The organism is Atlantibacter hermannii (genome assembly GCF_009907385.1).
GTDB lineage: Bacteria > Pseudomonadota > Gammaproteobacteria > Enterobacterales > Enterobacteriaceae > Atlantibacter > Atlantibacter hermannii_A.
In genome coordinates this window covers 27,283-40,853 of the sequence record NZ_JAAATR010000042.1, presented here as the reverse complement: position 1 = coordinate 40,853, position 13,571 = coordinate 27,283, and the positions used below count along the sequence as shown (strand labels likewise).

10 protein-coding genes are annotated in these 13,571 nt (G+C 59.5%); 6 read left to right on the top strand and 4 right to left on the bottom strand.

Annotated features, from left to right (window positions below):
• The first annotated feature begins 273 nt into the window (after positions 1-273).
• The 3 genes from udk (at position 274) to asmA (ending at position 3,454) form a co-directional block, all read left to right on the top strand.
• Positions 274-915, top strand: coding sequence for a uridine kinase (udk, locus tag GV764_RS12020; protein ID WP_161660358.1), 642 nt, complete (start codon positions 274-276; stop codon positions 913-915).
• Between the two features lie 89 nt (positions 916-1,004).
• On the top strand, positions 1,005-1,586 hold the full coding sequence (dcd, locus tag GV764_RS12015; RefSeq protein WP_144130456.1) for a dCTP deaminase: 582 nt from the start codon (positions 1,005-1,007) through the stop codon (positions 1,584-1,586).
• A gap of 23 nt (positions 1,587-1,609) precedes the next feature.
• A complete protein-coding gene (gene asmA / locus GV764_RS12010) occupies positions 1,610-3,454 on the top strand; it encodes an outer membrane assembly protein AsmA (RefSeq protein ID WP_161660357.1) in 1,845 nt (614 codons plus the stop codon).
• Positions 3,455-3,517: 63 nt separating this feature from the next.
• Here the strand turns inward: asmA and GV764_RS12005 are convergent, their stop codons facing one another.
• Entirely contained in the window at positions 3,518-5,884 is a 2,367-nt protein-coding gene (locus GV764_RS12005) for a glycoside hydrolase family 31 protein (RefSeq protein ID WP_161660356.1), read from the bottom strand.
• Between the two features lie 14 nt (positions 5,885-5,898).
• Positions 5,899-7,200 (bottom strand): MFS transporter, encoded by a 1,302-nt coding sequence (locus GV764_RS12000; protein WP_161660355.1) that lies wholly within the window; start codon positions 7,198-7,200, stop codon positions 5,899-5,901.
• Between the two features lie 299 nt (positions 7,201-7,499).
• On the opposite strand from GV764_RS12000, the gene GV764_RS11995 reads away from it, so the two are divergent.
• Positions 7,500-8,570, top strand: coding sequence for a LacI family DNA-binding transcriptional regulator (locus tag GV764_RS11995; RefSeq protein ID WP_161660354.1), 1,071 nt, complete (start codon positions 7,500-7,502; stop codon positions 8,568-8,570).
• On the opposite strand, the gene moeB is transcribed toward GV764_RS11995, so the two are convergent.
• Both moeB and moeA read right to left on the bottom strand, forming a co-directional pair.
• Positions 8,567-9,316: a molybdopterin-synthase adenylyltransferase MoeB gene (gene moeB / locus GV764_RS11990; protein ID WP_161660353.1), complete on the bottom strand. Its 750-nt coding sequence runs from the start codon at positions 9,314-9,316 to the stop codon at positions 8,567-8,569. The two genes, GV764_RS11995 and moeB, sit on opposite strands and share 4 nt — an antisense overlap.
• Before the next feature lie 2 nt (positions 9,317-9,318).
• Positions 9,319-10,551: a molybdopterin molybdotransferase MoeA gene (moeA, locus tag GV764_RS11985; RefSeq protein WP_161660352.1), complete on the bottom strand. Its 1,233-nt coding sequence runs from the start codon at positions 10,549-10,551 to the stop codon at positions 9,319-9,321.
• 205 nt (positions 10,552-10,756) lie between these two features.
• On the opposite strand from moeA, the gene iaaA reads away from it, so the two are divergent.
• Entirely contained in the window at positions 10,757-11,719 is a 963-nt protein-coding gene (iaaA, locus tag GV764_RS11980) for a beta-aspartyl-peptidase (protein ID WP_161660351.1), read from the top strand.
• Positions 11,664-13,562 (top strand): glutathione ABC transporter ATP-binding protein GsiA, encoded by a 1,899-nt coding sequence (gene gsiA, locus GV764_RS11975; RefSeq protein WP_161660350.1) that lies wholly within the window; start codon positions 11,664-11,666, stop codon positions 13,560-13,562. Before iaaA ends, gsiA begins: the two co-directional genes overlap by 56 nt.
• Positions 13,563-13,571: the final 9 nt, after the last annotated feature.

Here is a 13,571-nt window from a genome sequence, read left to right as displayed (position 1 = left end):
CTATGCTAGTACAAACAATTTACAATTCCTATGCCGCTGTCTGATAAATTCTCATTGCACCCAGCTTTATTGTATTAATCGCAATAGCCTGAATTATTAACTGAGATTATGGTTAAAAAAATGCGTTCCGGTGCCACTCTTTAAAAAAAGTTATTCGCAACCGGATGTCAGCGCACCTGTGACTGGTATCAGGGGGGCGAAGTCCCTATAATTGCCGCGTTTGGCGCTTCGGCGTCGTCCTTCCCCTCATTTAAAAACCAGGTCGCTACATTTATGACTGACAAGTCTCATCAATGCGTCATCATCGGCATCGCCGGCGCATCCGCTTCGGGCAAAAGCCTTATCGCCAGCACACTTTATCGGGAGCTGCGCGACCAGGTCGGTGACGAACACATTGGTGTTATTCCGGAAGACAGCTATTACAAAGATCAGACCCACTTGTCCATGGAAGAACGGGTTAAGACCAACTATGACCATCCCAACGCCATGGATCACAGCCTGCTGTTCCAGCATCTGCAAACGCTGAAGTCCGGCAAGCCAATTGAACTGCCCGTCTATAGTTATGTCGAACATACACGCACCCGGCAAACGGTCCATATCGAACCCAAAAAAGTGATTATCCTGGAGGGGATCCTGCTGCTCACGGATGCGCGCCTGCGCCAGGAGATGAACTTCTCGATTTTCGTCGATACGCCGCTGGATATTTGTCTGATGCGCCGCATTAAACGTGACGTGAACGAGCGTGGCCGTTCGATGGACTCGGTGATGACGCAGTACCAGAAAACGGTACGCCCGATGTTCCTCCAGTTTATTGAGCCATCGAAACAGTATGCCGACATCATCGTGCCGCGCGGCGGTAAAAACCGCATTGCGATTGATATTCTCAAAGCGAAAATCAGCCAATTCTTTGAATAACACGCAGTTAGCGTGTACCGTTTTAAGAGTCATAATGTCTTTCCCGGCCTGCACGGGTCGGGAACTGAAGCACAACAGAGGAGCGTGCGATGCGTCTTTGCGACCGTGATATTGAAGCCTGGCTTGATGATGGCCGTTTAGCGATTACCCCGCGTCCTCCGGTAGAGCGCATTAATGGCGCGACGGTGGATGTGCGTCTGGGCAACAAATTTCGCACCTTCAGCGGCCATACCGCCGCGTTTATTGATTTAAGCGGACCGAAGGCGGAAGTCAGCGCCGCGCTGGATCGCGTGATGAGTGATGAAATCGTGCTGGCGGACGGTGATGCGTTTTTCCTCCATCCCGGCGAGCTGGCCCTGGCGGTAACGCTGGAGTCGGTGACCTTACCGGCGGATCTGGTGGGCTGGCTGGATGGTCGTTCTTCGCTGGCGCGTCTCGGGTTGATGGTCCACGTGACCGCGCACCGTATCGATCCCGGCTGGCAGGGCTGCATCGTGCTTGAGTTCTATAACTCCGGCAAACTGCCGCTGGCGCTGCGTCCGGGGATGGTGATCGGCGCGCTGAGTTTTGAGCCGCTCTCGGGGCCTGCCGCGCGGCCTTACAATCGTCGTGAAGATGCCAAGTATCGGGATCAACAAGGTGCGGTAGCCAGCCGTATCGATAAAGACTAACCCGGTTACTGACTGAGGATGCCATGAGACGACTTCTGACGACGCTAATGATATTGCTGGTGGTCATCATCGCTGGCCTGTCCGCATTAGTGCTGTTGGTCAACCCCAACGATTTTCGCGACTATATGGTTCGCCAGGTTGAGGCGCGCAGCGGATACCAGCTCAAGCTGGAAGGGCCGCTGCGCTGGCACGTCTGGCCTCAGTTAAGCATCCTTTCCGGCCGGATGAAACTTACCGCCCCGGGCGCGTCACAGCCGATGGTAACCGCCGATAATATGCGCCTTGACGTGAAGCTGCTGCCGCTGCTGTCGCACCAGTTGCACGTCCGCCAGGTGATGCTGAAGGGCGCGGTGGTTCAGTTAACGCCCGAGAGCGAAGCGCGTCGTCCAAAAGATGCGCCGATAGGCCCACAGGGCGGCGCAACCCCTGCCGATACCGATCGCGGCTGGAGCTTTGATATCTCGCGTCTGAAAGTGGCCGACAGCGTACTGGTTTTCCAGCACGAGGGCGATGAGCAGGTCACGGTGCGCAACCTTAATCTCCAGATGGAGCAGGATGAGAAGCGGCAGGCGCAGATTGATTTCAGCGCCCGGGTGCTACGCGACCAGCGCACGCTGGATCTCTCTTTCAACGCCGCGCTTAACGCCGCGGACTATCCCGAGAACCTGACGGCCAGCGTCAGCAATTTACGCTACCAACTGCGGGGCGCAGATCTGCCGCGCCAGGGCATTACCGGTCAGGGCGCGTTTAACGGAAACTGGCAGGAGAGGCAGAAAGCGCTCAGCTTCAGCCAACTGCAACTCACCGCGAATGACAGCCAGCTAAGCGGCGATGGCAGCGTGATGTTGCAAAAGCAACCTGAGTGGCTGCTGAATCTGGCTTTTAACAAACTCAATCTGGAAAATCTGCTGCCGACGCAAGCGCCCTCCACCACGCCAGTCGCCCAGCAGGCGCAAAGCCAGCCCGTGCTGCCGCGTCCGGTGATTGCCGACAATGCCTCTGAGCAGGATTATTCGGCGCTGCGCGGTTTTAACGCCCGGGCCAATATCAGTGCGGAGAGCGTACTGTGGCGCGGGCTGAACTTCACTAAAGTGCGCGCGGCGCTGGCAAATAACCGCGGATTACTGACCATTGCCACGCTGGAAGGCAACCTGGGCGCGGGCCATATTTCCCTGCCGGGCAGCCTGAATACCAGGCAGCAACCGGCGCAGGTGAAGTTCACCCCAACTATTCAGAATATCGAAATCAGCCAGGTGCTTAAGGCGTTTGATTATCCGATAGCCCTGAGCGGCGCGCTGTCGATGACCGGCGATTTTTCCGGAGCGCAAATCGATGCCAACGCATTTCGTCAGAACTGGCAGGGCAAGGCTAACGTCGAGATGACCCACTCGCGTCTCGAAGGGATGAACTTCCAGCAAATGATCCAGCAGGCAGTAGCGCGTAATAACGGTTCGGTGCAGGCGCAGCAGTTCGAAGAGAACGCGACCAAACTGGAACAGTTCACGACGGACGTGTCGCTCGACCACGGCAAGCTGACGCTGAACAAAATGGAAGGACGTTCCTCGATGCTGGCGCTGAATGGCGAAGGCACCATGGATCTGGTCACTGAACAGTGCGATACCCTGTTCCAGGTGCGGGTTGTCGATGGCTGGAAGGGCGAGGGCAGCCTGGTGGAATTCCTGAAGCAAACGCCGATCCCGCTGCGGGTCTATGGCCCCTGGAGGCAGTTGAACTACTCGCTGCAGGTTGACCAGGTGCTGCGTAAGCATTTGCAGGAGGAAGCGAAGCGGCGGTTAAACGACTGGGCCGAGCGCCATAAAGACAGCAGCAAGTCGAAGGACGTGAAAGAGTTGCTGAAAAAGCTGTAGTAAAAAACTGAAGTAAAAACTGGAATAAAAAACGGGGCCGAATGGCCCCGTTGGTTTTTCCGCTTAGCGGGCTTGCCAGCAGTGGCTCGCTTCGCCGTTGATCATCAATGTACGGTGTTCACCGGACGGCAGGCTAACGGTGAGTTCGCGCCACGCAGGCTGATAATCGCCGCGGGTAGTGATCTCCAGACGAATGGTATTGGCATCGCAGGTCATTTCCCATTCCAGCCACAGGGCATTGCCATCCTGATAGCCCCAGCTTTCGCCGTCGTCTTCAAACAGCATGCCGCCACTGCTCCCGCAGCCCTTCAGCGGGAACAGCTTCAGCTCGCGGTACGTGTCGTCTTTCGGGCAGGTATGCGCCAGCCGCGCGCTCATCGGCAGGCCCGCGCCTGCACGCGCCAGCAACGGCAGCGTTTCCAGCGGCGCCGCCAGAGTGATCCATTGCCCGCCGCTGTACCAGTGGCCGGTGTAGAAGTCATACCAGCCGTCGGTGTTAGCGGGCAGCCACAGCGTGCGCTCGCGTGCGCCGGGCTCCACCACGCTGGCGACCAGCAGGTCTTTGCCGAGGATAAACTCATCGCACTCTTCAAAGGTTTGCGCATCGTGTTCGTGATCGAGGAACGTCGGGCGCAGCATCGGCTCATCGTCGGCGTGAGCCTGCCACAGCAGGGTATAGAACCAGGGCAGCAGGCGGTAGCGCAGTTCGATGGCGCTGCGGATGGCGGGCGTGATGGCCGGGTACATCCAGGGTTCGTTAACCGTATGGTCGTCGTTCCAGGAGTGAATAGTGAAGCGCGGATGCATCACGCCGTTTTGCACCCAGCGTACAAACAGCTCCGGGTCCGGACGATCGCCGGAAAAACCGCCTACATCGTGACCGACGTTATACAGCCCCGAAAGGCTCATGCCGACGCCCATGCGGGTGTTAAAGCGCAGCGTTTCCCAGCTGGTGCGGTTATCGCCGCTCCAGGTTTGCACGTAGCGCTGCATCCCGGCGCAGCCGGAGCGGGAAATCAGGTACGGGCGTTTTTCCGGCGCAAAACGCTGCTGGGCTTCCAGCGACGCGCGCATCATCAGCAGCGGCATCACCGGACGCATATATTTAATGGCGACAGGGTTACCGAAGCCGTGACAGCGCGCTTCGCCGTCCCACACTTCGAACTCGTTGTTATCGTTCCAGGTCGAATCGATGCCCATCTCCAGCAGTTGGGTGGTGACGCCGTTCTGCCACCATGTGATGGTATCCGGGTTGGTGAAATCGAGGTGAGAGCCTTCGTCATCCCAGAAGCTTGAGCGCTCCGGCATATCCGACTCCGAATCGCGAATAAACAGCCCCTGTTCCGCCACTTCGTTATAGCGCGGATGGTCCTGCAACAGGCAGGGCTTGATATTGGCCGCCAGCCGCAGCCCCGCATCGTGAAACGCCTGGCTCATCACTTTGGGCTGCGGCACTTTGTCGTAGTTCCAGTTGAACACGTAGCGCTTGTTGTTGATGGAGGTATAACCGGACGACAGCTGGAACGAATCGCAAGGGATGGCGTGCTCCTGACACAGCCGGATAAAATTCATCAGCTGCTGCTGGGCGTCCGGCGCGTCGGTGTAATGCATGGTCGAGCCGCTATAGCCCAGGCTCCATTTTGGTCCGAAAAGCGTTTTCCCGGTCAGCCGCACAAACGCTTTGGTGATATCCAGCACCCGCTTACCCACGAACAGGTAATAATCGATATCGCCGGCCTCGGCCTGCCAGCGGCGATAGGGGCGGTGGTAATTGTCGATCTCCTTACCCATGTCAAACCAGCAACTGCTCAGGTTATCGTAAAACAGGCCGAAGCTGACGCCGGGGCGCCGGGTGATGGTAAACGGAATATGCTTGTACAGCGGATCGGTATGGGCGGCGTTATACCCCATGGCGTCCAGGTTGCGCATTTCATAGCGTTTGCCGTTGCGCTGTAGCGGCCCGGCTTTTTCCCCCAGCCCGTAATAACGATCGCCTTCCAGCCGATGCTGGTAGTGCGCCACGCCGTCGCCGTGGGCGTTGATCAGATAGGCGCTGGTGGCGCGGTCGCTGGCCAGCAGTTGCCATTCGCCCTGGTCATCCCGGTAGTGCCACTCCAGCCACAGCGGCTGGTGCACCGTCACGCGCAGGGTGTCGGTGGCGACCACCAGGCGATCGTCCTGTTCCTCAACGTTGAAGCCCGGCAAGGAAAATCCGCTTAAATCATCGCGGCTGCGTCCTTCCCAGGGCACATCCTGCCCGGGCGCTATGCTCCAGGTTTTATCCAGCGCCCAGCCGGTATTGCGGGAGATCGCCACCCGAAACAGCCCTTTTTCCAGCACGTACAGCGCCAGGCGATAACGTTGATCGAGTTGCAGTGTGATATGGCTTTGGTCTGCGTTGAGCAGGGTCCAGTTTTTCAGTGTTTTCATAACATCCCTTGTCTTCAGGCGCGACGCGCGCGGCGTTCAGCGATAAACACCACCAGGAAGAAAGCCCCGATGAGATCGAAGAAGCCCATGGCGATAAACAGCGGGTTAAAACCGATCTTGTCGGCGGTGACGCCGATAAGCAGCGAGAACAGGAAGCTGGCGATCCACGCGCAGGAGCCGCGCATGCCGTTAACGGTCGCCATCTGGCCTTTATCGAACGACTCCACCACCAGCGCGCTGAGCATGCAGGAGATGATCTGGTGCCCGAAGCCGCCGATGGAGATCAGGATGATGGTGATATAGGGATCGCGGGTCAGGGCGACGATAGCCAGCGACACCATTAAAAACGCGCCGGTGACCGAGCTGGCGACCACCGAGTTAACCCGGCTACAGCCGAACAGGCGGGTATAAAGGCGAGTTAAATAGCCGCTGGCGACGCTGCCGAGGTCGGCGGCCAGGAACGGCAGCCAGGCGAACATGGCGATCTGCTTCAGGTCCATCCCGTGTTCTTTAGCCAGATACAGCGGCACCCAGAAGCTCATCACCGCCCAGGCGGGTTCGGCCATAAACGCCGGAATGGCGATGCCGTAAAAGCGTCTGTTTTTGCCGACGGTTTTCAGGGCCGTAAAGAAGGGGAGTTTGACGGCGGGCGGTTCGTTATCCTGCTGGATATATGCCAGCTCGTCTTTGCTCAGGTTGGGGTGTTTCTCCGGGTTATGGTAGAACAGCCACCACAGCAGCACCCACAGCAGCGCCAGCACGCCGGTAAACATAAATGCGCCCTGCCAGCCGAACGACGCGTGGGCAAAATAGATAATCGGCGGCGCCAGCATCGCGCCAATCGAAAAGCCCACGCCTGCCCAGCCAGCGGCAACCGGGCGTTCCTTTTTCGGGAACCATTCGCCGAGGGTTTTGGCGTTAGCGGGCGTGGCTGCGGCCTCTGCGCCGCCCATCACAAAGCGCAGCAGCGCCAGTTGCAGCCAGCTGCCCGCTCCGGCATGAAAAATACAGGTCAGCGCCCAGATCGAGGCGCAAATCAGAAAGCCGACTTTCAGGCCGATCACGTCAATCAGCCAGCCGCAAACCGGCTGGAAAACCGTGTAGGCCAGCTGGAACGCACCGACAATCCACGAGTACTGCTCGGTGGTGATGCCCAGGCTCTCTTTCAGTTCCGGGGCGAGGATCCCCAGCGAGTTACGGGTGATGTAGTTAACCGTCACCCCCATCAAAAACAGGACCAGCACCCACCAGCGCAGATTTTTCACAACGCGCCGGGTTTTTCCGGTCGCTAACGGCTCGTTCACACCCTGACTCATAACGGTCTCCAGACAGCGTTAATACGGTTGATTGGTATGACAACTCGCGGGACGGGGTTAACCGGACGGCACCGCGCGGATTTCATATTCCCTTGAAATAGTGTTGTTATCGGTACGGCTTACGGTGTATTGGTTGACCAATCTGAGACTAGTTAACGGGCTGGCGTGGAAAAAGCGAAAATTGTGCAAATTTTCTCATTAATCTGTGCATTTTAACGTTAGGCTAATTTAACTGATGAAATTATTACTGTTTATCTGATGAAAATTTTTTCATTTCGCGATTGGGCGTAGATCACACAATGAGCAAAAACCTAAAAATCAGCCTGATAGCCGGTCAAACGGGCCTGTCGATCAGCACGGTTTCCCGCGTGCTGGCAGGGAAGTCGAACACCAGCGATACAGCACGGGCGCGGGTGATGGCGTGCGCACGCCAGCTTGGGGTGCTGGACGGTATGGCCGCGGGGCGGTTGTTGCTTAATAACCTGCTGGTGTTCGCGCCGCAGCGCGCTTTCGACGAGCGTTCCGATATTTTTTATTACCGGGTGATCCAGAGCATTAATAAGGCGCTGGCCCCCCATGACGTGCGGCTGCGCTACTGCGCGCTGGAAGAAGAAGACAGCGATGCCAACCTGTTTCTGGCGCGGATCAACGAGCCGGAAACTCAGGCCGCGATCCTGCTGGGTATCGACAGCGCCCATATCCACGATCTGGCTGCCGATATCGGTAAACCCTGCGTGCTGATTAACTGCCGCGATCCGAAAATGCGCCACCCGGCGGTCGCGCCGGATCACCGTTCCATTGGCGAGGCCGCCGCCCGCTATCTGTTTGAGATGGGGCATAAGCAGGTGGTCAACCTGTTGTGCCTGCGGCGCTACACCATGGACCTGAGGCTGGCGGGGATTAAAGAGAGCTGGGAAGCGCACAATCTGGCGTTTGATGATTCACGCCATCTTATTGCCGCCAGCAGTTTTAGCGCAAAAGAGAGCGAGGCGCTGATCGGCGAATTTCTGGCGAATACTGACGGCCCGTTGCCCAGCGCGATTCTGGCGGGCGGCGATTTTATGGCGGCAGGGGCGGTCAGCGCATTGCAAAAAGCCGGTTTGCGGGTGCCGCAGGATATTTCGGTGATGAGCATTGACGCCTTTAATCTGGCGGCGATCCAGGATGTGCCGCTCACCGCGATGCACGTGCCGCGCGATGAGTTGGGGGAAGAAGCGGTTTTGATGCTGCAACAGCGTCTGATCCGGCCCCACGCGGCCTGCGGTACGCTGCTGTTGCACGGCACCCTGGCCGTCAGGGAGTCGGTGCGCCGTATCCGCAGCGGCAAACACGCCGCCGGGGCACGGCACAACGGTTTATATGATGATTAGCCGCCGCAAACCTCGCACTGCGGGTTGCGCGCCAGCTTCATTTCTCGAAACTGACAGGTCATGGCGTCGTACATGACGATTTTGCCCGCAGCGGGTTTACCGTACCGGGCGAGGATTTTAATGGCTTCCATGGCCTGCATCGCGCCAATCACCCCAACCAGCGGAGCCATTACGCCTGCCTCCACGCAGCTTAACGCGCCGTCGCCGAATAACCGGCTCAGGCAGCGGTAGCAGGGCTCGTCGTCGCCCCAGGTAAAGACCGTGATTTGCCCTTCCATGCGGATCGCCGCGCCGGAAACCAGCGGGATTTTCCCGGCAAACGCCAGCCGGTTAAGCTGATTGCGCACCCCGACATTATCGGTGCAGTCCAGCACCAGATCGTGCGCGGCAATCTGTTGTGCCATCGCCTCGTCGTCCAGCAGGGCGGAAACGGTGTTAATAACGGCGTTGGGATTGATGGCGGCGAGCTGATCCCGCGCCGAATCCACCTTCAGCAGGCCGACAGTCGCGTCGCGGTGCAGCGTCTGGCGCTGCAGATTGGAAACGGAAACCGTGTCGAAATCGACCAGCGTTAACTGCCCGACGCCTGCCGCCGCCAGATACTGGCTGGCGGCGCAGCCCAGCCCACCGAGCCCGACGAGCAGCACCCGCGCGGCTTTCAGACGCTCCTGGCCGTCAAAATCAAACCCGCGCAGCACGATTTGCCGGTTATAGCGCATCATCTCCTGGTCGGTGAGCTGCTCCATGGTTAGCCTCCGAACAGGTGATTAAACGGCTGAACCTCGACCCATTCGCCGGCTTCGACATTGCCGCGCTCGCGCTCCAGCACCACAAAGCAGTTGCCCTGGCTGAACGAGCTGAAAATATGCGAACCCTGATGGCCGGTGGTGACCACTTCCGGCGTACCGTCCGCGCCGCGCTGCAACATGCCGCGCTGGAAGTCGAGGCGGCCCGGGGATTTTTTAAAGCGACCGCCCGCGCGCACCCGCAGCGTTTGCGGCAGCGATGGAGAGTGCTGGCCGCTAAGCTTCGCCAGCAGCGGGATCACCAGTTGATAAAAAGTCAGCGTCGCAGAGACCGGGTTGCCCGGCAGGCCGCAGAACCAGCTATTCGGCAGGCGGCCAAACGCGAAGGGTTTGCCCGGTTTGATCGCCAGCTTCCAGAAGGTGATTTCACCCAGCTCTTCCAGCAGGGTTTTGGTGAAATCCGCTTCGCCTACCGAGACGCCGCCCGAGCTGAGCACCACGTCCGCCTGGCTGTCGGCGCTGATAAACGCGGCGCGCAGCGCATCCGGATCGTCCGGGATAATCCCCAGATTGATCACTTCGCAGCCGAGCTGTTCCAGCATCACATGTACCGCGAGGCGGTTGGTGTCGTAAATCTGGCCGTCGCCGAGCGGCTGGCCCGGCAATTGTAATTCATCGCCGGTGGAGAAAATCGCCACTCTGGTTTTGCGCACCACCTCAACATGGGGGATGCCCAGCGACGCCAGCATCGGCAGTTCGCCGACGGTGAGTTTGGTCCCGGCGGTGAGCACCGCCGCATCGCGCTGGATATCCTCTCCGCGCAGGCGAATGTTTTGCCCCGGACGCACCGGATGCGGAAAACGCACGCCCGCGTCGTTGGCGTCGGCTTCTTCCTGCATGATCACCGCGTCGCAGCCCGCCGGAACCGGCGCGCCGGTCATGATGCGGATGCAGGTGCGCTGCGGCCATTCGCCCTGGAACGGTTGCCCGGCGAACGCTTTGCCCGCCACCGGCAGCACCGCGCCGTCTTTCACATCGCCCAGGCGCACCGCGTAACCGTCCATCGCCGAATTATCGAATCCGGGAACATCCATGGGCGAGGTGACATCGCGTGCCAGCACCCGGCCAAAAGCCTGTTGCAGCGGTAAGGTTTCGGTATCGGTCAGCGGCGTGATACGGGCAAGCATCTGTCCAAGGGCGTCATCAAGCGCCATCAGTCCAGCGGTGAAATCCATGAGCTCTCTCCTGGCGGGAAATAAAGGATGCATTATGTCAGAAATCGCACGTCAGCGGGATGCCCCTCTGGGGATCAGAAAGCCGGGGCGCTTTACATCACATGTGGCACTTTCTATATTCAAATTCGATATGAATAAATTGCAACGATAATGATATTTATAAAGAAAACGTGGCAATACCTTATTGATGCAGGATAAAGAGAGCATGGGAAAAGCGGTTATTGCCATACACGGCGGCGCGGGGGCGATTGCCCGGGCCAGCGTGAGCGCGGAGCGCGAGCGCCAGTATATCGCCGCGCTAGGCACGGTGATTGAAGCCGGACAGGCGATTCTGGCAGCGGGCGGCAGCGCGCTGGATGCGGTTACCGAAGCCGTGCGTTTACTGGAAGAGTGCCCGTTGTTTAATGCCGGGATCGGCGCGGTGTTTACCCGGGACGCCACCCACGAACTGGACGCCTGCGTGATGGAAGGCCATACCTTAAAAGCGGGCGCGGTAGCGGGCGTTAGCCATTTGCGTAACCCGGTACAGGCGGCCCGGCTGGTGCTGGAAAAAAGCCCGCACGTGCTGCTGATTGGCGACGGGGCGGAGGCCTTCGCCCATCAGCACGGCATGGCGCTCGTCTCGCCGGATATTTTTTCCACCCCGGAGCGGCTGGAACAGCTGCATCAGGCGCAACAACAGAACGCGGTCCAGCTCGACCACAGCGCGCCGCTGGATGAGCAGCGTAAAATGGGCACCGTCGGCGCGGTGGCGCTGGATCGCCACGGCAATCTTGCGGCGGCAACCTCCACGGGCGGAATGACCAATAAACTGCCGGGCCGGGTCGGGGATTCCCCGCTGCCGGGCGCGGGGTGTTATGCCAACAATGCCAGCGTGGCGGTCTCCTGTACCGGCACCGGCGAAGTGTTTATCCGCGCGCTGGCGGCTTATGACATCGCCGCGCTGATGGAGTACGCCGGGCTGAGTTTACCCCAGGCGGCGGAGCGGGTGGTGATGGAGAAGATCCCGGCGCTCGGCGGCAGCGGCGGGCTGATTGCCATTGACCGGGAAGGCAACGTGGCGATGCCGTTTAACAGCGAAGGCATGTACCGCGGCTACGGCTACGTCGGCGATGCGCCCACGGTGGGCATTTATCCGGAAGCAGGAGGCCCTGGTGTCACAGAATGAATTACTGGCGGACGACGAAGTCCTTGCGGTTGAGGATCTCACTGTCGCGTTCCGTCAGGAGCAGGGCGTTACCCAGGCAGTCAGCGGGCTTAACTTCTCGCTGCGGCGCGGAGAAACCCTGGCGATTGTCGGCGAATCCGGCTCCGGGAAATCGGTGACCGCGCTGGCGCTGATGCGCTTAATTGAACAGGCGGGCGGCGAGGTGAACAGCGGCCCGATGCGGCTGCGGCGGCGTAACGGACAGGTGCTGGATCTCGCGACCGCAAGCCAGGGGCGGATGCGCGAAGTGCGCGGCGCGGATATGGCGATGATTTTCCAGGAGCCGATGACTTCCCTGAATCCGGTCTTTCCGGTGGGCGAGCAAATCGCCGAATCTATTCGTCTGCATCAGGGGTTGAGCCATAAAAGCGCGCTGGCGGAGGCGAAGCGGATGCTCGATCTGGTGCGTATTCCCGAAGCCCAGGCGATTTTATCCCGCTATCCGCACCAGCTTTCCGGCGGGATGCGCCAGCGGGTGATGATCGCCATGGCGCTCTCCTGTAAACCCGCGGTGCTGATTGCCGATGAACCGACCACCGCGCTGGACGTCACCATCCAGGCGCAAATTCTTCAGCTAATCCGCGTGTTGCAGCAGGAAATGTCCATGGGCGTGATTTTTATCACGCACGATATGGGCGTGGTGGCGGATCTGGCGGATAGGGTGCTGGTGATGTACCAGGGTAAAGCAGTAGAAACCGCCCCGGTAAATGACATTTTTAGCCATCCTCAGCACCCTTATACCAGAGCGCTGCTGGCGGCGGTGCCGCGCCTCGGCTCGATGAAAGGCCATCCGCTGCCGCGTAAATTCCCGCTGCTCAATGACGCCGCCGGGGATGAAAAGCGTCCGGCGCGCGATACGGTGATAACCGGGGAAGGCCCGATTTTGCAGGTGCGCGACCTGGTGACGCGCTTTCCGGTGCGCAGCGGTATTCTCAACCGCGTGACCCGGGAAGTACACGCCGTCGAGCACGTCAGTTTTGATCTGTGGCCCGGCGAGACGCTGGCGCTGGTGGGCGAATCCGGCTGCGGAAAATCCACCATCGGGCGTTCTCTGCTGCGGCTGGTGGAGAGCGAGTCCGGCAGCATTACTTTTGAAGGCCAGCGCATTGACCAGCTTTCCCCGTCAGAAATGCAACCGGTGCGCCGGGATATCCAGTTTATCTTCCAGGATCCGTATGCCTCTCTCGACCCGCGTCTGACGGTGGGCTATTCGATTATGGAGCCGCTGCTGGTGCACGGGTTGATGAAGGGCGAGGCCGCCGAACAGCGCGTCGCCTGGCTGCTGGAGCGCGTCGGGCTGAAGCCGGAGCACGCCTGGCGCTACCCGCATGAGTTTTCCGGCGGCCAGCGCCAGCGGATTTGCATCGCCCGGGCGCTGGCGCTTAATCCCAAAGTGGTGATTGCCGATGAGTCGGTTTCCGCGCTGGATGTGTCGATTCGCGCGCAGATCATCAATCTGCTGCTCGACTTGCAGCGTGAATTCGGCATCGCCTTTTTATTTATTTCCCACGATATGGCGGTTGTGGAGCGCATCAGCCACCGCGTGGCGGTGATGTATCTCGGGCAGATTGTCGAGATTGGCCCGCGCCAGGCGGTGTTTGAGAATCCGCAGCACCCGTATACCCGGAAACTGATGGCCGCCGTTCCGGTGGCCGACCCGGCGCACCGGCGTCGCCAGCCGGTGTTGTTATCCGATGAAATACCCAGCGCCACCCGCAGGCGCGGCGATAACCCTTTTGTTGCCCCGCTGGTATCGGTCGGGCCTGATCACTTTGTGGCGCGCCATACCGTCGGCAACGCGTAACGCCAACTA

What these genes read in the sequence shown, in the direction of transcription:
- udk (WP_161660358.1), top strand. Translation starts at nt 274, where the DNA reads ATGACTGACAAGTCTCATCAATGCGTCATCATCGGCATCGCCGGCGCA.
- dcd (WP_144130456.1), top strand. Translation starts at nt 1,005, where the DNA reads ATGCGTCTTTGCGACCGTGATATTGAAGCCTGGCTTGATGATGGCCGT.
- asmA (WP_161660357.1), top strand. Translation starts at nt 1,610, where the DNA reads ATGAGACGACTTCTGACGACGCTAATGATATTGCTGGTGGTCATCATC.
- GV764_RS12000 (WP_161660355.1), bottom strand. Translation starts at nt 7,200, where the DNA reads ATGAGTCAGGGTGTGAACGAGCCGTTAGCGACCGGAAAAACCCGGCGC.
- iaaA (WP_161660351.1), top strand. Translation starts at nt 10,757, where the DNA reads ATGGGAAAAGCGGTTATTGCCATACACGGCGGCGCGGGGGCGATTGCC.
- GV764_RS11995 (WP_161660354.1), top strand. Translation starts at nt 7,500, where the DNA reads ATGAGCAAAAACCTAAAAATCAGCCTGATAGCCGGTCAAACGGGCCTG.
- moeB (WP_161660353.1), bottom strand. Translation starts at nt 9,316, where the DNA reads ATGGAGCAGCTCACCGACCAGGAGATGATGCGCTATAACCGGCAAATC.
- gsiA (WP_161660350.1), top strand. Translation starts at nt 11,664, where the DNA reads ATGCGCCCACGGTGGGCATTTATCCGGAAGCAGGAGGCCCTGGTGTCA.
- moeA (WP_161660352.1), bottom strand. Translation starts at nt 10,551, where the DNA reads ATGGATTTCACCGCTGGACTGATGGCGCTTGATGACGCCCTTGGACAG.
- GV764_RS12005 (WP_161660356.1), bottom strand. Translation starts at nt 5,884, where the DNA reads ATGAAAACACTGAAAAACTGGACCCTGCTCAACGCAGACCAAAGCCAT.